The following is a 22,216-nucleotide window of genomic DNA, read 5'->3' as shown; positions in this document are numbered from 1 at the left end:
ATCTTATGTATTAAAAATTCAGCTTCAAGTTTAGTCCCCAGCTACGTGTAGCAGGCAGACTGAATACGTCGATACCCTGCCATCCATTTCCCGTAGAACCGGAAATATCAGGATCACAAGGAGACTTTTTATACAAGAAGAATAGATTACGACCGACAACAGAAGCAGTCAGGTTCTTATTCATTCCAAATAAATTCTCGAATGTATATCCGACAGAAAGTTCCCTCAAGCGGAAATTAGTGGCAGAATACATATACTCCATAGCATTAAAACCGGCATTTTGTGCACGCCCTCCTACTCTCGAATAATATTTCTCCGCATCGATCATGGAACCGTCCTTATTGGGTACTCCGCCGTTCAAACGAGCATCTCCTGTCGCCTTAGATACTCCGTATCCATCCATAATCGCTTCGGTCATAGAAAGCACTTTACCTCCGATTTTACCGTCAACCAAAGCATAGATATTCAGATTCTTCCAATTGATCGTATTAGACCATCCCAAATGGAATTTCGAGTTAAAGTTTCCGGCATAGGTATCGGCATCACTTGTCAACAGAGGTGCTCCGGTGTTATCCAATTTTATATTTCCGTTGTCGTCATATTGGAAATCATACGTATATATATCACCATAAGAGCCACCCTTTTTCAACTTCATAATGAAAGCGGAAGCCTCGGCAAGATTATACTCTTCCAACCCCGGACAAAGTTCTTTTATCTCGTTCTTGTTATAGGAGAAATTGATTCCCGGCGTCCACGACCAATCATGGTTGAAATCAAGACGATAACTTACAGAAGCCTCGATACCTAAGTTCTCCACATTACCGGCATTAATATTTCTTTTGCTATATCCCGATGCTACCGGTGCCGACACCTGGAAATACTGGTTCTTCGTATTGGCCTTATAGAAAGTAAACTCCGTGCGTAAACGGTTGTGCAGCATTGCCAAGTCAAAACCGGCCTCGATAGAGAACGTTTTTTCAGGTTTCCAATCCGTGAACGGCATAACCGTCGGCAATGTGATGGTCAATTTAGACAAAGTGGCTACCGGACGGGAGTAATATGCCGGAATATCGTTACCTACTACCGAATAAGAAGCACGCAACTTCACCATATCGAACAGATCGTCATTCATATGGAACATCTCGTCCAACAAGAAAGTAGCACCTACCGAAGGATAAAAGAAACTCATACTTTCTGTAAACGCCAACGCGGAAGACCAGTCGTTACGAGCGGTAAGATCGAGATATACCATATCCTTATATCCGAGTTGCAATGTACCGAATACGGAGTTCAATCGTTTCTTGGTATAATTCTCCTGATAGTAGATATCATAATAGTTATCCCGATGGAAGATATTAGGGAAATATACGTTACCTTGAGGCATCTTATACGTAATACCGTTCGCATCCGTCACATCCACTTCATAATATTGGTCTCCTTCCGCATTCAGATAAGTACCGTGCGTCACCTCTTTAGTAAAGCTGGCACCTGCCGTTGCCGCCACTGTAAAATCATTCCATGTCTTATTAAAGCTCACCAAAGCATCTCCAAACAAATGCTCGTAGAAATTCATCGTCTCACTGTACGCTCCCATAGAAAGACGGTAAGTACTGGCATACTTTTCTCTTCTGAAGTTTGTATTATCACGTTCATAACTCAAACGTCCCTGAATACTTAGGCAATCCAATATCTGATATTTCAATGTACCGGAAGTTGTAAAACGATGACGAATTGACTTTCCGATTCCACGGTTCAGCATCCAATAGGGGTTTTGATTATGCTCTTCCAAAGAAGTATAATCCTCTACAATCCAATTTTGAGTAGGCACGGTAGGACGTTCGGCATTAAACAATTCATAGTTATCTCTATAATAGCCGTAATCCACGTTTCTGGGAATTACATACAACCCTACCAACGGATTATCCAACATACCGCCACCCGGTTTGTTTTTCGTTTCCGAATAGGTATACGTACCCGAGAAATCCATAGTCAACTTTTCATTGAAGGCTTTAAAAGTCTGCCGTCCGCTAAGGTTATGGCGCACAAATGTATTGGTAGGCATCACTCCGCGGGAAGAGGTGTTTCCATAAGAGAAGTAACTTTGTGAATTCTGAGAACCGCCACTTACAGCCACACTGTTATTAAAATTATATCCCACCTGATAGAAATCTTTTATCTGATCGAATCCGTCTATATCCATCTGATCTCCCCAACTGTAAAAAGTAGAAGGTTTACCGGTTTTAGAATTCATCGGTACCCCGAACGTATTTTGCAACTCTGGCAGATTAAAAACAGTTTCCGCCGTCATATTGCTGGACACATCGATTCTGATCTTTCCTTCGCGTCCTTTCTTGGTAGTAATCATAATTACACCATTGGCAGCCACCGCACCATATAAAGCAGCAGCCGAAGCGCCTTTCAAGATACTGATACTTTCAATGTCATCCGGATTCATTGTAGACAGGGCGTCTCCCTGGTCAGTACCACCGCCATACACGACGCTTCCCCCATCATTGGTATTATTAGCCATCGGCACACCATCGATAACAATCAACGGATTATTACCACCCTGGATCGATTTATTACCGCGCAATAATATTTTGGAGGAACCACCGGCACCATTGGCATTCGGGGTAATAACCAAACCGGCAGACTTACCTTGCAAAGAATTTATCAAGTTCGCATCTTTTACACGGGTCAGTTCTTTTCCTCCAACAGTCTCAGCTGTATAAGACAGCGTTTTAGACAGGCGCTGAATACCCATTGCCGTAACGACTACTTCGCCAAGCATTTCCGTATCCTCTTTCAAGACTATAACCAGCGGCTTATTTCCGACAACAGTAGCAGTCTGAGATGCATAACCTACATAAGAGAACTCTAACACATCACCTTTTTTCACTTTTATGGTGAAATTTCCGTCAATATCCGTAATCGCTCCGGAAGACGTTCCGCGAACTACAACATTCACACCGATCAAGGCCTCTCCCATAGCGTCCCGAACCTGTCCTTTCATGTCAAAAGAAAGGTCTTGCTGGGCTGCTTCCACTTTTTTGGGAGATAGTATGATCTGTTTATCTACGATTGTATAGGATACCGGAGTTCCCTCAAAAATTTCATTGAGGATCTGGGATATGTTGCCTTGTGGATTCTCAACAGAAACCACCCGATTCTTATCTATCGTCTTATCATTGTATAAAAACACAAAATCAGAAGTTTCTTCTATCCTATTCAAGACCTGTTCGACAGAGACCTGCGACATGGAAATAGGAACCTTTGTTTTCTGAGCGTATCCATTTCCGGCTCTAAGCTGTATCACAGCTACAAAAAGTAATACTAAAGCAATCCTCATAATTAAAGGGAGTTTAAGGTTGAGTACACACTTTGAACAATGTGTAACAATGGAATAATTTTTCTTCATAAACTTGTGGTTAACTAAAGTGTTTTATGAATTAATAAATAAAGATTTACACACCCGGATTCACGTAATACAACATCTCCGGTTTTTTCTCCAGTACAGGATCGATAAAGCAATCCCGTTTTTTACATTTAGAACTATACAATCATAGGCAGTCTATTTTTTATATCAATACAAATCCACTATTATCTTTTTCCTCACAAATGTTCCATCAGATTGCAGCACAGATTCTTCCTCCGTCTTCCACTTTATCATAGCCGATTTACTCAAATAATCAAGAATCTGTGACAATGTCTCATCTCTGAAAGTAGCCCGATATCTATACTGTTTTCCCGATCTGTTATTAAGTGCAATATCGACATTAAAATGCCGTGACAATCTTTTCAAGACCTCTTCTAAAGAAGAATTTCTAAAGATCAATTTTCCATCTTTCCATGCGACCTTCTCCGAGACATCAACTTCGGATTTCACAAATTGCAATGCTTTTTTATCATAAAGCAAATGTTCACTGGGTTTCAAAGCCACAGATGTTTCATACTTAGGAATAAATATATTGACACGTCCCGACTCCAATACTGTTTCAACATAATCTTCATTGTCATAAGCACAGACATTAAACCGTGTTCCATATACATATACCTGTACCCCCGAAGGCGTATTCACATAAAACGGATGCTTTTCATCTGACTGCACCTCAAAAAAAGCTTCTCCCTGCAAATCCACTTCACGCCTTTCTCCCTTAAAAATATTCGGGCAGCGAAGCTTGCTCCCCGAATTCAACCAAACGACCGAATTATCAGGTAGCTCATAACGAACAACCGAACCAACAGTTGCCGTTATATTGGTATATTGAATCTTTTCATCGGGTTTCTTAAAATACAAATACCCCAGCGCCATAGAAGAAAGTAATAGCGGGATGGTCAAAAAAGCGGCATACCTAACCAATCTCTCTTGAAATATTCTAATTTTTTTTGCTCTTATATCAGCCTTAATTTTCTTATAACCTAATTCCGCATCAACCGCTTCCATCAATTTTATATCTTCTCCCAAAGCCCATGCAATCTTAGAATCAAGGAATTGTAACCGATATGCCTCTGATCCGTTCAGCAACTTCTCAACTTCATCCTTTTCAGCCTTCGTACACAAGCCTCTATGATAGCGGAAGAATAATTCTGATTCCTGATGCTTCATCTATTTTTTTATTTGATTATTTTGGTTATTTTTCGTTTTTAAATTCGCTTTATAATTACTACAATTATTAAGAGACAAAAAGGACAAGACGTCTTGTGTTTTTTTTCATTTTTTGAAATTAACCACTCAAACAATTATCAGAAAAGAGAAAAAACAAAATAACATTGTGGTTATTTTCTGAAATCACATCAGATCACAAGCTTATTATTAACGAGAATATTCCATATGAAAGGACCCATGAAAGAGGATTTTAATAAAAATAGCTTTATTATCACATTAGGTTCCCTCTAAGACCACCTGAAAACTATCAAAAATGACCTGAAAACTATCAATTGATAGTTTTCAGGCTAAAGAAAGATAAAATCCCCCCTATCGCAATCAGCAAAATGCCGTAAACTTGCAACATCGAAATAAACAACGATATATTCACAATTTAAAAAGCAACGTTATGAAAAGTATAAGCTTCAGAAAAGATTTAATAGGAGTTCAGGATGAACTGCTGCGTTTTGCATACAAACTGACCACGGACAGAGAAGAAGCAAATGATTTGTTGCAGGAGACCTCATTAAAAGCATTGGACAATGAGGACAAATATATGCCGGATACCAATTTTAAAGGATGGATGTATACCATCATGCGCAATATCTTTATCAACAACTACAGAAAAGTAGTACGTGATCAGACATTTGTAGACCAAACAGAGAACCTCTACCACCTGAGCCTCCCGCAGGAATCGGGATTTGAGAGCACGGAAAGTTCGTATGACCTGAAAGAAATGCACCGCATAGTAAACTCACTGCCAAAAGAATACAAAGTGCCGTTCTCTATGCACGTTTCCGGATTCAAATACCGCGAAATTGCAGAGAAACTTAATCTCCCGTTGGGAACTGTAAAGAGCAGGATCTTCTTTACACGCCAAAAGCTACAGGAAGAATTGAAAGATTTCAGATAATCGCATTATATAACCTAAACCGACGACTTATCGATTTCTATTTCTATATGAGTAATTTTTAGTGCAGATTTTTAGTTGTGTTAATTTAGGAGCAAGAGGAAGAGATTCCACGCTTGCTCCTTTTTTATCCCATGAAAAGCCTCAACAAATCAATACTACATTATTTTCCCTTGAACTCTACCGTTTAGAACCCATACCTCTATAACATATGCATGATATATATTAAAGAAAGAGTTTAAAAACGGAACTATAGGCAACGAACTATTCATTTTGATTTATCTAAAAAACGACACCAAACCCAGAAAAACACACAGTATTCCGCAAAACAACAAAAAATACAATGGCGAACTCAATGATGTTTCTAAAACAGCGCTCTGCGGTTTCTGCGGATTATAAAAGTTCGCCAAAAGTATCTTCCATATTCAATTCATTCAATATAATAAAATTTTGCAGACCCATCTAATTCATTCGTTAGTTCCGAATCAAATTTAAAGTTATAAAGCATCCATCATATCTGTATCGCATTTATTATCACACGCATATCTTCTCCTTCATAATACAACAAGACTCCTGGGACACAAGATATAATGCAACCGAAACCTCTTCCATAAACACTATCCAAGGCATCTCTCAGCAACAGGTTTCTTTTATCTAAGGAAGACATGCTTGACAAAATATAGCAATCATCCGATGCACCTTTCTTCTTCAAATATTCCAAAATCATTTCAGTTGTAAAATTACTAGGAAGATTCGTAATATATTTATTTTCAAAGGCATTAAAATGATCTAACTTGGAAATAAACTTTGCCCGACCTTTTTTACTATTCAAAAGTAGCTTAATACGCTCTTTGCTGTCACTACTTATTACGTTAGGCAACAAAATTTCATGTACATTCATCATTTAAATTGTTCTAAATATTTATAGATATAAGGTAACTCTTTTGCTGTATTTTCGACTCTTTCCATCATCGACTTGGATAATAGATCTTCAAAATCAAGTGTATCACCTTGGATTGTCACAGTGTACACTTGATGAAAATCAGCATTTTGTTCTATCAATAAATATCTAACAATATTTGCCCGATTCCCTATTATCGCATTATGCAAAGGAGGGTAACCCGGTTCTATTGCCAAATTAACATCAGCACCTGCTTTTATCAATAATTCAACCTTTTCTATATTATCAGAAGCTGCACATATTAATGGGGTCTCTATTGATCGCATATAAGTTACAGAATCCGAATCTGACACACAATCGTTGGGGTCACCTCCATACTTTAACAACAACCTCAATATTTCAATATCCTCACCATAAGCACTCGAAGCTAATACAACAGGAGATTGTCCATTAAAATAATCATGCATATTAGGATCTGCACCTTTAGATAAAAGAAATTGAACCATTTCTGTTTTATTATGCCATATCGCCCAAAACAACAGACTTTGTCCAAAGATAGGTTCTCTATAATCAATATCAATGCTATCTCTTAATAAAATCTCATTAATACGAATTGTGTCACCGGAACGAACAGCCTTGGCGAGCTTCCAACCTGGAGTATCTTGCCATAAACGTATATTCCTACCTGTCATCTTTTCCTTAGGTACTTGACAAGAAAAGAATATAATTAGTAATAAAACAAACGCACCTATTCTCATTGCTATTATTTTTTTTAATTCTTTGTTATAGAACCAATAGAACAGTCACTACTACACTTCTAAAAGGCTTTCCTAATTACTGTAATCTCCGTTTTAGTATAATGCATACCCTCCGAGACTTCAACATAAAAGACGAGAGTTATTCTTATTGTTTTCATTGTAAAAAATATAACATGTATCTCTTAGGATAACAAAAGTAAATATCATCACCAACTTATTATACTTCATATCAACCTCTTTCAATAACATTGATTTTAATCTTTTCATTTTCCAAGTATTATTCAATTCATTTTGTCTTTCATCAAATTGCTTACATATTTTGTCCAAAGTTCCATTTGCATCATAATTTAACGCCTCATGGTAAATCCGGGTTTCCCGGAATATGCTTCATTCCACTTCCGGCATAAAAGTAATAATAAGTTTTAAGAATATTATCTGTTCTATCCATTTCAGTTTCTAAATTCCCTCTCGAATTGTATTAACCACTCCCACACCCGGTTTATATTGATAAGTCGTAATGTGTGCTGAAGGTAACTTCGCCCGTAATTGATTGTCCCAGATAAATTCATTCGCACCGACAGCAGTCAACAGAGCCTCCCTAAAGTCCGATAAAGTTACATTTGTGATTTTAGCTATCAAAAAGTAATCTCTTCACCATTTGGAATAGCTATCTTTATCAAATACCAAGAGGTGGCAATCCATTCATCCTCATACCACATAAGAAATCTATTGATATGTATCATCAAAGACTACCTATATCGGTCGATCACACTGAACAACCCATTGTCGTTTATGATTCAACAAAAATTTCCCTTGATAACCTCCAAAGTTAAAATAAAACTCATCCGGTGCAGTATCTTTAATCACTTTGTCGATATCTTGAGCAACCTGACGCAATCTTGTTCTTTGATTCCATTCGGCACTATTCAAAACTGAATATTGAAAATAATATCCGGCTTCTTTCCCACTACTGCCATAATGGAGATTATTGAATTCATCCGACATATCATTCACTATACATGAATACCAAAAAAATATTTCTCATATCATACAATGCTAAATCAATAAAATTCTCAACAGTTCTTCTCTGTTATGTCATCAAAAAATTATAAATCCCATTATTGCGTTCTCTACAGATTATAAAGAATACATAACGGTGATACCATATAAAACGGTTAAACTAATTATCAAACAATGACCGCGCCCACTCTATTGGAATACCAATGTAATGATCATAACCAACAACATGATTATTTAAAGCAACCAATATTATAAATACAATAACAGCCGCTATAATAATCCATGTCCCTAACGTATCATACCATTTCTCAGGTTTTATATACTCATTTTCATTCATCCTTTTTATATGGGTGTTTTTAGTTGTCCATTTTTTCTTTTTTCTTTTATTCATAAATCATCATCGTTGATTAAATTCTGGTAAGATTCTCTTTTCTTGTTGCATAGGTCGGAAGGTTTCTGGATTTTTAATAAATTCAATCATTATTAGATCCTTAGGTGATAGCCCTAACTTTTCCTCTATAATTTTCTTCCGTTCTGCAGACATTTTTATTATTTCCATTAACGATTTTCCCTCATAATCAAGTTCTCCTAAATTCTCATTTATTTTTGCAGCTCTATTTTCATAATCAAGTTGTTGAATAGCCAAATTAGGGTCACTAATCACAAGTTCTGTATTATTTTCAACGATACCATCTTCACCATACTTTACTGTAGTAACGATACTTGCTAATTTCTTCTTAAAATCAATATATGCATCAGAAAATTCAGTCCAATTAGTAATTTTATTTCCTATTACATTATTACTGCTCATCTGTACTTTATTTCCTCCCGGCGTATTGACTGTTTCTAAAAAAGTTTGCGGCCCTATTGGCATTGTTTGCCGTAAACCATTTCCTGTATAGGAGAGATTTGTAGTTTGCACATAAGATTGTGGTTTGATACCCCTTGGATAGAAAACGTAAGGATTTGGCCTTCCCGCATTTCTATAGCCTCTCCTAACTGGTGGTCTTATATGTCTTGGCTGATTTCCATCCGGATCAACATATTTAAGAGGATTATCCAAACAATACACATACGGACTCACCGAATAGTATTTCTCACACAACGGATCCATCGAAGTAAAGCTTGGAATAATCGAATATTGCCAACGTCCTGTAAAGTCATACTCATTCAGCCCATGCATGCTCACCAGCTCCTTTCCGCCAAACATGTACGGCTGACGTTCCTTTTCCGTGCTACGATCAAAAAGAACACCGGAGGGATGTATCAATTTGCTTAGCAGACCAACGAGGTCCATTGAAAGACATCTCATAATATCGTTTTTTACGAGGAGGAATATCAATAGTTATCAGACTATCAGGAGGACAATTATAAATAACTCTCACTTCACCTTCTGTCTTGTTATCAAATCGTATCCAAACAAAATAAGAACATCCAGACAAAAAAGACACAACAAATAAGACAAATACATTTTTTATACATAACATGAGTCCACTTTAAAAAAAAACAAAATATTTATACATCGTGTCAATGTGTTATATCGCAGATCCAATTGATGAATAGTATCAAGATACAGAAAAATATTAGATAGTAAAATTGTAATTACAACTAGTATTTACGTCTTATCTTGAAAAATAAAAGCAATGCCATTCATTGTAGCATAACCCTTGTCAATTAACAAGTCAATCAATTTGCCGCCAACCGATTTATTCAATTTTGACTTCATACTTATATTGGTTATATAGTTTTCCCAAATACTCTTGCACTTGTATCTCTTTGTTATTAATCGAAGGAATTTTATAAACTATCAATTTTTTTACAAGATTTTCACGTAATTGTTTCGAGGTATAATGGCTAAATACGATATTTATATAATAACAATTTTTGCTCACTACTGTGAATTCTACCTCTTTCATCTTACATTTCTCCATACTTTCCTTGGAAATACAACACGAAGAAGATATTACTATCATAACCATAACAAACATAATACACTTTAAATGCCCCATAATCATCTATAGTTTTGTAAATGATAAGAATTATTAATTAAAGATGGAGTAATCCCATTATTCCAAAGCCAAACAGATGCCTGCACTGTATAATAAAAGCCACGCCTTGCATCCCAATATTTAATAGGATATGCTACAATGAAGACTTTATCATAATAAAAACTTAACTAACTATTAAGTATAGATACCCATTGTTTAACATTCACCTCTTCAAGCTACGTGCTGTTAAAAAAATATCATCAGGCATTCTTATAAAATTATTATCACACTCAATAAAATTGTCCATATTCAAATAAAGAGTGTCGCTTACCTGACAATCTACGTAATACTGTACAGCGAGTATATCCAAACTATCTATCTTTACTATTTGATCAGATAACAAGGAGCGACCTGCTATTGACATTTTTAAATCAATTAGTTCTCCATTATGAGATATTCTAATATTCTTTGTATGAATATATACTGGGACATTGATGTTGAACGTTTGTGTCATTATATATTTCCTTTTGCCCAAGGTATGACATTCTAATTCTACTATACCACATTCTAATTTTATTTCTGTTGTATAACTGCCATTTATTTGTACATGATAAAAAATATCACATGAAAGAAAAGTTAATAAAATCGCTAATATTATTATTCTGATATTTTTCATACTTTACTAATTAAAACCATTATTACAAATATTATTTTTATCAAGAATATGCTTTTTTGCATATCAAAATAAAGGAATTTACTATTTTCTCCACTGTTGATAAATCCTATTTTCTTCCCATGAAAATCAAAACCATTTAAACTATCTTTGAAAACTACATTTAAATACTCACTTTCATAGCTATTTAATAATGGAGAATTATCAATACCCATTTTATCTAACTATTCCAAAAACACCTTTGGTATATCGTTAGAATTTTGTATTTGTCCAAATAGCCCACACTAAAAAGCAGCATAATTGACTCCATTAAATATCTCACAGTCTGATTGTTAACAAAAAAAACGAACATCTATTTTTGATAAAATTCTATTTTCTTTGAAGATCAAAGCTATTTAAACACATGTCTTCATAATATTTCAGCAATAGGGAATCATTATTAACTCCTGCTTCTTTTAACTCCACTTTCTTTTTCAAATTATACTTTATCAATAAATCATTAATCCATTTTTGATATTTAGTATTTTCAATTTTATATTGTTTTCGGTTACTCAAATTAATAATACATTTTTCACTAAGCAAAATATTATTTCCCAAGCCGTCTTTAATGTAAATTGAAAAAAAACATTCGTTTAGTTTCGTTTGGTGATGCCGTTTTGACTTAACTCTACTTAATATAACTTCAAACTGCGCTACCTCACTCTGAGATAATTCAATCTTTTTTACATTAGTTTTTTCCAAGTCAATAAATTGACCAACAGCCCCCATAGTTGTATATCCTCGATTTGGGAAAAACTCATAAAGATACATTTTTTGAGTATGAATAGTTTGACTATCTAAAGAGATAATAGGCAAACACGTCAGTAATACTAATAACATTGTTTTCATAATTAATTAAAGTATTCAAAATAATACGAATTGATGAATGGTCTAAATCCTATGGAACGCATATACATTTGAGCATGTAACAAATAGGGATGAATACCAATGTTAAAAACGCCACTCCTATTTAAAGCTCGGGAAACCTGAGAAACACAACTGTTAAAAAACAAATTATATCTCCCTCCTTCATTCAAATGCTCTGAAATCTTAGTAAGCCTACCTATATTTACATTTTTAACATTTAACGATTTCCATTTCATTTTTTCTGTGGAGATAGGAATTCCACCCTCATAAGAATTTGTAGCTTCTACCCATTTGAACTTCGTAGTTTCTACAGGCCCCCAATCTATCAAAATTTTATCATTATTATCAGATAATTGAGTATGTCCAATTAAATCCTTTTTCAGTCCCGGATCATTTTCTGTCCTAAGAACAGCGCTTCCTGGTTTCATTCCTGCCAGAATATCTTGCAAATTTCCTAATCCTCCTAATCCATACATCCAATTATCTATTTTTTTATTCCCTTTTTTTCCAAGATAGCCCAATATATTATTAGTCATATCATAAGATACTCCTCCTAAATTTAAAGATACGGGTACTTGCCCCCCTGACATCATATGCATTCCAATAGAATTAACATATGAACCAGTTAACATGGATGCAGTATTAGCCATAGGCATTCCAGAAGTAGCTACGTAAGAGCCCAAAACTCCAGATACCGCACCAATAATGGCACCACCGGCCATGTAACCCCATGTCTTACCAGAACTATAATCCCATTTGCCTGGGTTATAACTATGATTTGCAATACTTCCTCCAATATAAGTACCGATAATAGCACCTACAATTAACTCTACAAGAAACTCTCCGCTTGGATCCGTATACAACAACGGATTTCCATAACAATACCCATAGCGATTGTAGTTCAACCAATTACCCGGTGCCTGTACATAAGGATCGGGACTTAAGAACATACCTAACAAAGGATCATATACACGACCATTCATATTTATCAGCCCCAAAGCATCCAAATGTTCATGCAGGGTATACCCTCTGTCAATGATAAACTTAGTGCGTGTATCCGCGTCTTTCCATAAAGCAGGATTACGACGATTTCCCCACGGGTCATAGGCGTATTTCTCTTTGACAACCCCATTTATATCCGTCAAAGCCAACAGAGAGCCTTGATAATCACAATAGGCAGAATAGAAATTACTGTTGCCGTCATCGTTTATGTAAATTCCAGCTAAACCGTCTCCACCGCTGATATGATGGATCTTTTTAATTTTTCCGGACGAGCTGATCTCTTCTTCATAATTTCCTGAATAATAACGGATAAAAGTAACATTTCCCTCTTTAAAAACGCCTTTACGACGTTGTTTGTCAATCCCATAGTCCAAAACCAACGATTTATTTCCTAAACTGATTGTTCCGGTAGTCGGGTTATAGTTAATGCTGTTATTTACTTGTGAGACATTGCTTTTACTGACATCCCAGACTGTCAGTCGGTTCATTGTATCATACGTAAAGCCCTCCTTATGACCGGTGAACAAGTCGCTTCGGGAAAGCAGATGACCTTTATTATTAAAGGTATAAGCCATGCCTATGATCCCGGCTGCCGTAATGGAAGAAAGCAACCCCCAGCTGTCATAAAGCTGGATTTTCTCTATACTATTTCTCATTATAACAAACTAATTCACTTTTATAAAAGTTGCATTTTTATAAATCCCAGGTAAACATATGCTTCTCAATGAATTGCCATCCAGCCAGACCGAAAAAGTCGAACTTAGCGACATATCAACTAATACAATTTCATTTATACCTCCTTTCGCCAACTTGCCTTTAGACAAAAGCAATCCTTTATAAAATAACATATAATTATTTTCTTTTATACACATTGAATAATCGTCACCTGTCATTTTATAATATCCATCAAGAAACAATTTTTCCAATGGATAAGGGAAGTTTATCCGCCCTCCTTCTGCCGAAGATAAGTTCCACGTCATTTCAATATGATAATCAAAATCGTCTTCAAAAGATACAGACATAAAAAACTTATCTTTTAAAAAGGGGAAACAATGTATAAAAGACAGTCCTTCTTTTTCTAATCGGGCACTCATCTGTATATCGTGAACATGATCATACATTATTAATATGTTATCTTTTATAGAACACTCACCGTATGATATCAATTTAATAAAGTGTGAATCTGAATCGGGATACAACCCTATGGAGATAAGATACCTCTGTTTTTTCAAATCAACATCAACATCATAATAAAAAATCTCATCAATATCAAAAGTCGTTTCTTTATCCACATCTTTATCTGAAGAAATGTAACAGTATGACTCTTGTATCTGCGAATAGATAGGCAAAGACCATATAATAAATCCCCAAAATAATATTTGTTTAATCATCTCTAATTATATAAACCAAATTTAGAAAACTTCTAATTCAACCAGAAAAACTTCTTCTTTTTCGAATGTTCCCTTTGAATACCTTTATGAACCAGTTTTTTCTTACCCTCTTCCCATGAATAGAGACTAATAAATATAGAATCACTGTCTACACTCAATCGACTTTTCTTAATCCTTATAAAGAATTCTGGATTTTCAGCCACTAAATCAGAAAAGTGAATCTTTTTCCTATCATTCTTCGGGCAACTATAATTATCAGCCTTATAATCATTCCAACATATCGCTTTAATAATATCGTTATGCAACATTCTAATAAAAATGATTTTCTTACTTGTTTGCAAATCCATACAAACAATCGTGTCGTTTTTATATATTACACTTCCTTTAGCCCAACAGATCATTTCACTATCATAGTCTGCAGAACAATCAAAATACATTGTAAGGTCAAATTCATTATTAGAGCTAAGCGTCAAACGCAGTTTACTATTCGTAAACATATCCGAATAGAACATTACTTGACCAAAACCGGACAATGGGAACAGCAAATAAAATACAAAAATAAAATGTTTCATATCCAAGTTATCTACTTAGTTCAAATCTAAAAAACTCATAGTATATGTATTTTGAGCAACTCAAAAACAATCGAATACCATTTATCACATCACTTATTATCCCGATATTAAGGGATAGTATGTTTATATATTCTGGCACTTTCCCTATCTTCATTGACTACAAACTCAACCGCCGCCTGCCCCAAAATGGAAGGAACCGAAATAAGATGGATGGGCGATGGAACGTCAAGCGAACGAAAATCTTTCCATTTTTCATCTGCAAAATCCCAGTACGAAAGATCATCAAGCAACATATCGTCAAAATGAGCGAGAACCGGACAATCATTCCCTTTCACTCTGAGAAGAATATAAGCATCGCAAAGCTCTTCGCCGACATCTGTTGAGTTCGTAATTGGCGCTATCCAAGACTCATCCTGACCTTCTTCATAATCTTCCTCGTGGTCTATCGCAAATACCCAGATTGGATATTTCTCTAAATCGGATAGGAAAACAGCATCAATAGGCGAAAGCTTTCCTGTGATGTATTCCACTTTTTCTTTACGTTGGGGCGTCTTCTTAGAAAACAATTTACTTAAAAACATATTTTTTCCTCCTATATTTTATAGTAGGATGAATCCTACTTTACATATTTCGTTTTTTAAGATGCTATAAAAAAACTTTATTATAATACATTCCTTTTAAACCATAGGCCTCCATTGCTACCGCTGTATCTAAACCGACAATTATAAGTGGGAATTTACATCCATACGATGCAAAGTAATACTCCGAACGACATATAAAGTCGTCCGTTGGCATTGAAAAGTCTAAAGCTTTATAGAATATACTTCCAATTGTTTCATCATAGCTATCACAACAATCTCTTTTATCAATAAATCTTATTCTACTGCGAATATTATCTAATCTGTAAATATCTTCCGGCATAAAAAAATAATATCCCATAGATTTAGTTAATGCAACAAAGGTTAAATGCGGATATACTCTTTCATCACAAAAACTTTTAAAGTTTTCAGAAACAATACAAAAGCCATCATAAGTATAGAACATATCTCCTTTCTTTTTAGGAACTTTATACAAAGGATCCGGCACCTTCTCTATTGTATTGTGACAGATAGGGCATGTGCCTGGTCTATTCTCATTACTGTACATATGTGCAATGTCATGCCCCATTGCGATTTTTGCTACTAATTTTTCCATACCGTCCTATTTGTTTAATAAATTTAGTGTTACTTCTTTATTACCAAGGTCTCCATTGTCTCATGATATGATTATTCCGATAAAAGCCACGCCTTGCATCCCAATATTTAATAGGATAATTATCATAAAATCTTTTTAAAGCATCAAACCTTTGTGATTTAGGGAAATGTAGTCGAATGTCAGCACCTGAGTTATTCGGTAGAGGTCGCATATGATTTCCATTTGCATCCGTATGTTGCTCCAAATGGCGATACATATCCTGATGTAAATCTTTATGACGAGATACTGACATTGGAGTCAACCTTTGTTTGGGATCTCCACCTATAAATATCGGTTCAGTATGATGTCGTTGAATTGGTTCTCCGGTCCAAGGACTTACGCGCGCCTCTTTTGCCCTTTGCCATCCCGAGAAGGAACCGGTAGCTCCTCCAACAGCAAAACCTACTTTTGCAGAGTTCCAACCCGCTTGCATGGATTCTTCAAAACTGCCTCCACTGAATGCCGTCCATCCTGCACCAACAGTAAACCCGGTAGCTCCACTGACTACACTATTGGTAACCATATCTTGCAACATAGGACCATCGAATATTTTAGAAACGTACTTATTTACATAAGGGCTAAATTTATCAGACAATTTCCCTCCTAAAAAGCCGGTAATGGCTCCTGAAATTCCACTTATTCCGACTTCTCCCCAATTGATATAGCCACTCCAAGTGTTTCCACTTCCATATGCAAAACCTTGCGAGACAAGATTATTTCCTGCCCCCGTTATTCCTCCTGTTATAGCAGGTACAATAGCTGCCCCTACACCCGTTATTGATATTAAAGTTGAGGCACCTGCCAAAGCACCGACACCAAAATAACCAAGCCCTTCCCAAGTGAAATCGGCTCCATTTGTTGCCCAGTTTATGACAGCACCGACTGCAATAGGGATCAACCACCAAAGTTCCCCATCAGGGTCTGTATAAATCAATGGATTATTTAAACAATACCCATAGCGATTGTAATTCAACCAATTACCCGGTGCTTGTACATAAGGATCAGGACTTAAGAACATACCTAACAAAGGATCATATACACGACCATTCATGTTTATCAGCCCCAAAGCATCCAAATGTTCATGCAGGGTATACCCTCTGTCAATGATAAATTTAGTGCGTGTATCCGCATCTTTCCATAAAGCAGGATTACGACGATTTCCCCACGGGTCATAGGCGTATTTCTCTTTGACAACCCCATTTATATCTGTCAAAGCCAACAGGGAACCTTGATAATCACAATAGGCAGAATAGAAACTACTGTTGCCGTCATCGTTTATGTAAATCCCAGCTAAACCGTCTCCACCGCTGATATAATGGATCTTTTTAATTTTTCCGGACGAGCTGATCTCTTCTTCATAATTTCCTGAATAATAACGGGTAAAAGTAACATTTCCCTCTTTAAAAACACCTTTACGACGTTGTTCGTCAACCCCATAGTCCAAAACCAACGATTTATTTCCTAAACTGATACTCTTCACTTTCTTGAAATCGGTATACGTAATGGTTTGAGCCGAATGAGGAATCCTATCCGGCTTACCACTGATAGAAGTCAAGGCATGGGGCTTGCCATTTTCTTCACCATAGTTGAAAGTAAAACCGACATCACTCTTAGTAGTGATCGTTCCGGTGGTCGGGTTATAGCTAATGCTATTATTTACTTGTGAGACATTGCTTTTACTGACATCCCAAGCTGTCAGTCGGTTCATGGTATCATACGTAAAGTCCTCCTTATGACCGGTAAGCAAGTCGCTTCGGGAAGTCAGATTACCTTTGTCATTAAAGGTATAAGCCATGATTATAATCCCGGCTGCCGTAATGGAAGAAGGCAACCCCCGGCTGTCATAAAGCTGGGTTTTCTCTGTGTTTCCCTGCTTAGACTTGATAAGCTGTCCGCGAGCATTCGCCGACAGACCTTGCCAGATCTTATTATCATAAGAATCCGTTACAGATATCAGATTACCATAAGAATCATACGAATTGTTTACAGTGTATCCGTCCGGATAAATCTCCTTTTTTATCCTGCCAAAGGCATCATAAACAGTTTCCGTAGTATATGTCTTTTCATTCTTTATGTTTTCCACTACTTTTATAACCCTGTCCAGACGGTCATATGCAAATTGCTGGCTATGCTTACCGTCCATACGGATTCCACTTACCCTATTATTACTGTCATAATCATAATTCGTTATCTCACCCTGGCGATCTACCTTCGATAGTAACCCTTTCGAATAAGTATAGTTTGTGACCACCGGAGATTTTCCGATATGGATACTTTGTGTTTCACTTTTCAACTGCCCCCAAGCGTCATAAACAGTCGTAATAACACCGGCATCCGGATCAGTCAGTTTTGTACGATTCCCTACCAGGTCATATTCCATATTTATAGGTGCTCCACCTTCAGGAGTAGCAGTCTTCACCGCTCCGGAAGCATAATAGGTATAAGAGACCTTTTTACCGTTTGTAGTTTGTGAAACGGTTTCACCCAAGGCATTTTCTACAGTGACAGTGGTCGTGTTAGGCGATGTCACTTGGGTAGTCAGTCCGCTATAAGAATAAGAAGTAGTACCTAAGGGAGTAACCGAACGCTGCAAACGTCCGTAAGTATCATAATAATTAGTGGAGGCCCATGTCACTGTTTCTCCGGAGAAATAAGGTTCGGAAATCCGATAGAGACGGCCTTTAGTATCATATTCCTTACTCGAAGTGATCTCTTTTCCACCTAACCCGTAATACTTCTGTCCGAGTTCACGCTCCATAGGGTCATACCAGACGGTAACAGGAGACTCACCGGAAGTTTCCGTATATTCATAAAACTTGCTTCCCGCCATGCTTCCGGTACTCGCCCATTTCAAAAGTTTCACGGTCTCCACCTTATCCGGTGAAACCACTTTGGTCTGACGGCCGAATCCGTCATATGCATAAGTCGTAGTACCCAATCTGGAAGTTTCGCTTAAGAGCAGGCTCCGGCTTTCGTCATAATTGTAAGTGACGGTTTCATTTAACAGGTTATTGGTTTTCCGGGTGATAAAACGTCCGGTAGAAGAGTAAGCCAAAGAGGTAGAACGCGACTCATTGCCGGCCTTAAGTGTTATTAAGCCCGGATTTCCATATTTATCGTAATTACTATAAATGGTAGAGACGGCAAAGGAAGTGTTCGGATCTTCCGTCTTTGTCAAAAGATTGCCTTTACCATCATACGCATATTCTTGTGTGCGAATATCATCAGGAACACCGGTCCGAGACTTGGTTGTAGTCATTTTTTCTATTTTATTGGCACACCAGGAACCTTTCCTAATATATTTTATTTCTTGAGTCTCTGTGAAAGAATTATCATACTTCGTTACTATACTTTGAGGATTGTTGCTGTCGTCATAGCGATTGTATTCTTTGGTCACGGTGACATTGCGCAAATAGTCTTTCTGAGTTTGAGATTGAAGCTGGAGCCGGAATGCCCTTTGCTGCTTGACAAAGTTATAAACATTGGTATTTTCACTGATACGGCTATTGCTCGTAGTAGTCACCAATGTACTTTTGGGATACGTGACAAAATATTCAGTATTCATCTCATTTTCATTAACGGTTTTCCGACCGTTAATATTATCAGTTATCTGGATTTTTTTAAATCCGAAGAAGCCTTTTCCCTGTTTATGGATCAATGGAGTATTGAATGTATATACCTGATTAAATAGAGGTCCGGTTATCTGGCTTGTCACTTCAAACTCAGCAGGTAAAGAGGTAAGGATATTTGCGCTTTCAGTAATGCTTGTATTTCCATTGAAAGGGCTTTTTGCGCTTTTATAATTGATAACATATTCATTTTCATAAGCGTTTTTTACTTTTAGAATCTTATTGAACTTAACGCCCCGGCTGAATGTGTAATAATTAGGTTTTGTTGTTGATGATACAACTGAATTATTCTCTACAAAAACATTTTTATTCAAATCAGAATCAAATTTTCCATAAGCAGAAAAATCAAAATCCAGTGATTTTTTATTATTTAGCCCCAAAACATTAACAAATGTATTACCAACACTCAATAATAATTTCATGCTATAATCTTTTATTTGAGGAAAGTAACCACTATCATAATAATTCGGATATTTTACCAATATATCCGTCTTTCCGTCTTGATTTATATCCAACAACATCAATTTGACAGTATTATCATTTGGAATTACTTTTTTATCAATACCGATATCAAATAATGATGTACCCGTTGATCTCCAAATACTCCAATATCCATAAGAACGTATATACTCTTGTCTCAATATATCCGTATTACCATCTCCATTAAAATCACCAATATGTATCTTATCTTTATGATGAAATTTATCTGTTGAATATATTTTAACAAACGAATTAGACAATTTACTGTATTCATAAAAATTAGTAGTATTATCCGTCATACACATCAGCTCCTGTTTGCCATTTCCATTTATATCAGTAAGATATACTTTTTTAGAGTAACCTATATTAACGGTAACACCACCAATAGAAAAAACCCCCAAATAATTGTTAGCAACTACCATCATAAATTGAGTACTTCCATTCCCTAAAAAATCACCAGGAATTGCATAAACTTTCTCTCTCTCTGCAAATTCATCAGAAGATAATCCCATATTAATATCATCACTTTTATCAGTTCCAAATACACCATTTCTATATTTGTAACATTTTATAGTATAGTAAGGTCTAACAGAAGCTTCTCCTATGTAAAGTTCATCTTTCCCATCATTGTCATTATCTGCAAATGCAAATGTCGTACAAGTATCCCAATTAAACTCAGCGTCAATTACTGAATAATAATAACCATTACCGCCATTACGATACATAGTCCATAAATATTTCATATCCCCATTATCTTTATGTGTCAGTTTGAATTTAAGCAATGGATCCGAAATACCATCTCCATTAATGTCACCCCAGTACTTCACTATAAATGAAATTCTATAACCTTTTGCAGCTAAAGCTTCCATTTTCGGAGATTGGTAGATATCTTTTACGGCAGTATAATCTTGAGTATATTTATGTTCGCCCCATGTGAATTCTATAGGCAAAAATGATTCACCGTTTGCATTGGTTTTCTTTACACTACTCAAATGATAAAGATCCCTCTCTGTCTTATAACTCAAGTCATAGGTTTCAAGCACTTGAGAGTTTCGTCCTTTAACAATTATCTTTCTTAAGCAGTTACGGTTTCTTATTTCCATTCCACTAATATACATCTGCGGCATATTAGATAGGATATCATACTCAAAATCAATGGATGCAATTGTTTGTGTAATTCCATTCTCTTCGTGTCCATAGTTAATAGACGAAAGCCGAGTATCGCCCAATAGATACGACCCGGAATAAGGATTCGTTACATAAATGTATTCCACAAAATTATGATTCGGATCAGTTATTTTATGAATAGCCCAACCTAAATTGTAGAAATCAGTATTCGGAAGAGTTAATGAAGGTGATTTAATTGGAAAATAAGAAGCCAAAGACGATGGATCCCCATATTCCAAAACATTCCCATCTTTTTGGAATACCTTGAAATATTTAGGTCCCCATGCCGTAATATTGTAACCGACTATTTTATTGGATTCATCATTCTCCGTCCGATACTCAATCGTATCGGAAGAAGATTCCAAAGGCCCATTTACAACCAAACGTTGTCCGTCCAGTGCCAATGGAGAATACTTGTCCCAAATGATTCCACTCTTTTCGTTATCATAATAATAATTTTTAGGAACACGGGAAATCATGGATAATCCACCCAAATTCCATCCCCAACCGGCAATACCGTTACCGGATTGGCTATTATAAACCAAAGACAAATTAGGCTGCATGCCGTTAATTCCCGGCGGACAAGAAATAGGAATTGTATACGTTGCTGCTCCACTGGGACTCACATTCAACTCTCCCGGTATTTTGCCAACAACAAATCCCTGCGAAGCATCTCCCACAATTGTTCCGTCAGGTCTGGCATAAGTATTATCTGACGGAGGAAATAAAAGACAAGGATTCGTATACGCATGAAAGCTTTCTTCCTTGTTCGCTTTATAAGAAAATCCGGGCTTAAGCAGTATATAGTCACGAGCTACATAAGAGCTATTGCCCGACTGAGGTGTTTGAAATACCCAATTGGGTTGTACATTTTGTGCCTTACCGTTAACTATAAAACATATCACGAGGATATAAATAAAACATATCTTTTTCATAGCAGC

General features: G+C 36.3%; 18 protein-coding genes. 1 reads left to right on the top strand and 17 read right to left on the bottom strand.

Features of this window, described 5'->3' with window-relative positions:
• Nucleotides 1–10 precede the first annotated feature (10 nt).
• Both RB604_RS05755 and RB604_RS05750 read right to left on the bottom strand, forming a co-directional pair.
• Nucleotides 11–3,349, bottom strand: a complete 3,339-nt coding sequence (locus tag RB604_RS05755) for a SusC/RagA family TonB-linked outer membrane protein (RefSeq protein ID WP_055293634.1) — start codon at nt 3,347–3,349, stop codon at nt 11–13.
• Between the two features lie 234 nt (nt 3,350–3,583).
• Nucleotides 3,584–4,606, bottom strand: a complete 1,023-nt coding sequence (locus RB604_RS05750) for a FecR family protein (protein WP_055293345.1) — start codon at nt 4,604–4,606, stop codon at nt 3,584–3,586.
• A gap of 448 nt (nt 4,607–5,054) precedes the next feature.
• On the opposite strand from RB604_RS05750, the gene RB604_RS05745 reads away from it, so the two are divergent.
• Entirely contained in the window at nt 5,055–5,558 is a 504-nt protein-coding gene (locus tag RB604_RS05745) for an RNA polymerase sigma factor (protein ID WP_005927170.1), read from the top strand.
• A 508-nt stretch (nt 5,559–6,066) separates the two neighbouring features.
• On the opposite strand, the gene RB604_RS05740 is transcribed toward RB604_RS05745, so the two are convergent.
• The 15 genes from RB604_RS05740 to RB604_RS05670 form a co-directional block, all read right to left on the bottom strand.
• On the bottom strand, nt 6,067–6,459 hold the full coding sequence (locus RB604_RS05740; RefSeq protein WP_007479136.1) for a hypothetical protein: 393 nt from the start codon (nt 6,457–6,459) through the stop codon (nt 6,067–6,069).
• Nucleotides 6,456–7,214 (bottom strand): ankyrin repeat domain-containing protein, encoded by a 759-nt coding sequence (locus RB604_RS05735; RefSeq protein WP_007479138.1) that lies wholly within the window; start codon nt 7,212–7,214, stop codon nt 6,456–6,458. Before RB604_RS05735 ends, RB604_RS05740 begins: the two co-directional genes overlap by 4 nt.
• A gap of 456 nt (nt 7,215–7,670) precedes the next feature.
• Complete coding sequence (locus RB604_RS05730) at nt 7,671–7,853, bottom strand: hypothetical protein (RefSeq protein WP_044093620.1); 183 nt, start codon at nt 7,851–7,853, stop codon at nt 7,671–7,673.
• Between the two features lie 114 nt (nt 7,854–7,967).
• A complete protein-coding gene (locus tag RB604_RS05725) occupies nt 7,968–8,219 on the bottom strand; it encodes a hypothetical protein (RefSeq protein ID WP_021937227.1) in 252 nt (83 codons plus the stop codon).
• A gap of 175 nt (nt 8,220–8,394) precedes the next feature.
• Nucleotides 8,395–8,625: a hypothetical protein gene (locus tag RB604_RS05720; RefSeq protein ID WP_044093623.1), complete on the bottom strand. Its 231-nt coding sequence runs from the start codon at nt 8,623–8,625 to the stop codon at nt 8,395–8,397.
• A 6-nt stretch (nt 8,626–8,631) separates the two neighbouring features.
• Nucleotides 8,632–9,546: an RHS repeat-associated core domain-containing protein gene (locus tag RB604_RS05715; protein ID WP_122282054.1), complete on the bottom strand. Its 915-nt coding sequence runs from the start codon at nt 9,544–9,546 to the stop codon at nt 8,632–8,634.
• Nucleotides 9,547–10,445: 899 nt separating this feature from the next.
• The gene (locus RB604_RS05710) at nt 10,446–10,898 is read right to left on the bottom strand and encodes a hypothetical protein (protein ID WP_055293338.1); all 453 of its coding nucleotides are present in this window, start codon (nt 10,896–10,898) and stop codon (nt 10,446–10,448) included.
• Nucleotides 10,895–11,110 carry a DUF8192 domain-containing protein gene (locus RB604_RS05705; RefSeq protein WP_055293336.1) on the bottom strand — a complete coding sequence of 72 codons (216 nt, stop codon included), beginning with the start codon at nt 11,108–11,110 and terminating at the stop codon, nt 10,895–10,897. Before RB604_RS05705 ends, RB604_RS05710 begins: the two co-directional genes overlap by 4 nt.
• A gap of 154 nt (nt 11,111–11,264) precedes the next feature.
• On the bottom strand, nt 11,265–11,783 hold the full coding sequence (locus RB604_RS05700) for a hypothetical protein (protein WP_055293334.1): 519 nt from the start codon (nt 11,781–11,783) through the stop codon (nt 11,265–11,267).
• Between the two features lie 2 nt (nt 11,784–11,785).
• Entirely contained in the window at nt 11,786–13,459 is a 1,674-nt protein-coding gene (locus RB604_RS05695; protein ID WP_055293332.1) for an RHS repeat domain-containing protein, read from the bottom strand.
• Nucleotides 13,460–13,468: 9 nt separating this feature from the next.
• Nucleotides 13,469–14,194, bottom strand: a complete 726-nt coding sequence (locus tag RB604_RS05690; protein WP_055293330.1) for a hypothetical protein — start codon at nt 14,192–14,194, stop codon at nt 13,469–13,471.
• 32 nt (nt 14,195–14,226) lie between these two features.
• Nucleotides 14,227–14,766, bottom strand: a complete 540-nt coding sequence (locus RB604_RS05685; protein WP_122282056.1) for a hypothetical protein — start codon at nt 14,764–14,766, stop codon at nt 14,227–14,229.
• A 107-nt stretch (nt 14,767–14,873) separates the two neighbouring features.
• Nucleotides 14,874–15,347 carry a hypothetical protein gene (locus tag RB604_RS05680; RefSeq protein ID WP_055293324.1) on the bottom strand — a complete coding sequence of 158 codons (474 nt, stop codon included), beginning with the start codon at nt 15,345–15,347 and terminating at the stop codon, nt 14,874–14,876.
• 64 nt (nt 15,348–15,411) lie between these two features.
• Nucleotides 15,412–15,960 (bottom strand): hypothetical protein, encoded by a 549-nt coding sequence (locus RB604_RS05675; RefSeq protein ID WP_055293323.1) that lies wholly within the window; start codon nt 15,958–15,960, stop codon nt 15,412–15,414.
• A gap of 40 nt (nt 15,961–16,000) precedes the next feature.
• Nucleotides 16,001–22,210, bottom strand: coding sequence for an RHS repeat-associated core domain-containing protein (locus RB604_RS05670; RefSeq protein ID WP_122282057.1), 6,210 nt, complete (start codon nt 22,208–22,210; stop codon nt 16,001–16,003).
• Nucleotides 22,211–22,216 lie beyond the last annotated feature (6 nt).

This window comes from Bacteroides salyersiae, from assembly GCF_031172035.1.
Taxonomy (GTDB): domain Bacteria; phylum Bacteroidota; class Bacteroidia; order Bacteroidales; family Bacteroidaceae; genus Bacteroides; species Bacteroides salyersiae.
The sequence above is the reverse complement of the archived record's forward strand: the minus strand, read 5'-3'. Positions and strand labels throughout refer to the sequence as shown.

Excerpts from the sequence above, each read along its gene's own strand:
- RB604_RS05755 (WP_055293634.1), bottom strand. The coding sequence starts at position 3,349 with ATGAGGATTGCTTTAGTATTACTTTTTGTAGCTGTGATACAGCTTAGA.
- RB604_RS05750 (WP_055293345.1), bottom strand. The coding sequence starts at position 4,606 with ATGAAGCATCAGGAATCAGAATTATTCTTCCGCTATCATAGAGGCTTG.
- RB604_RS05745 (WP_005927170.1), top strand. The coding sequence starts at position 5,055 with ATGAAAAGTATAAGCTTCAGAAAAGATTTAATAGGAGTTCAGGATGAA.
- RB604_RS05740 (WP_007479136.1), bottom strand. The coding sequence starts at position 6,459 with ATGATGAATGTACATGAAATTTTGTTGCCTAACGTAATAAGTAGTGAC.
- RB604_RS05735 (WP_007479138.1), bottom strand. The coding sequence starts at position 7,214 with ATGAGAATAGGTGCGTTTGTTTTATTACTAATTATATTCTTTTCTTGT.
- RB604_RS05725 (WP_021937227.1), bottom strand. The coding sequence starts at position 8,219 with ATGTCGGATGAATTCAATAATCTCCATTATGGCAGTAGTGGGAAAGAA.
- RB604_RS05720 (WP_044093623.1), bottom strand. The coding sequence starts at position 8,625 with ATGAATAAAAGAAAAAAGAAAAAATGGACAACTAAAAACACCCATATA.
- RB604_RS05715 (WP_122282054.1), bottom strand. The coding sequence starts at position 9,546 with ATGAGATGTCTTTCAATGGACCTCGTTGGTCTGCTAAGCAAATTGATA.
- RB604_RS05710 (WP_055293338.1), bottom strand. The coding sequence starts at position 10,898 with ATGAAAAATATCAGAATAATAATATTAGCGATTTTATTAACTTTTCTT.
- RB604_RS05705 (WP_055293336.1), bottom strand. The coding sequence starts at position 11,110 with ATGGGTATTGATAATTCTCCATTATTAAATAGCTATGAAAGTGAGTAT.
- RB604_RS05700 (WP_055293334.1), bottom strand. The coding sequence starts at position 11,783 with ATGAAAACAATGTTATTAGTATTACTGACGTGTTTGCCTATTATCTCT.
- RB604_RS05695 (WP_055293332.1), bottom strand. The coding sequence starts at position 13,459 with ATGAGAAATAGTATAGAGAAAATCCAGCTTTATGACAGCTGGGGGTTG.
- RB604_RS05690 (WP_055293330.1), bottom strand. The coding sequence starts at position 14,194 with ATGATTAAACAAATATTATTTTGGGGATTTATTATATGGTCTTTGCCT.
- RB604_RS05685 (WP_122282056.1), bottom strand. The coding sequence starts at position 14,766 with ATGAAACATTTTATTTTTGTATTTTATTTGCTGTTCCCATTGTCCGGT.
- RB604_RS05680 (WP_055293324.1), bottom strand. The coding sequence starts at position 15,347 with ATGTTTTTAAGTAAATTGTTTTCTAAGAAGACGCCCCAACGTAAAGAA.
- RB604_RS05675 (WP_055293323.1), bottom strand. The coding sequence starts at position 15,960 with ATGGAAAAATTAGTAGCAAAAATCGCAATGGGGCATGACATTGCACAT.
- RB604_RS05670 (WP_122282057.1), bottom strand. The coding sequence starts at position 22,210 with ATGAAAAAGATATGTTTTATTTATATCCTCGTGATATGTTTTATAGTT.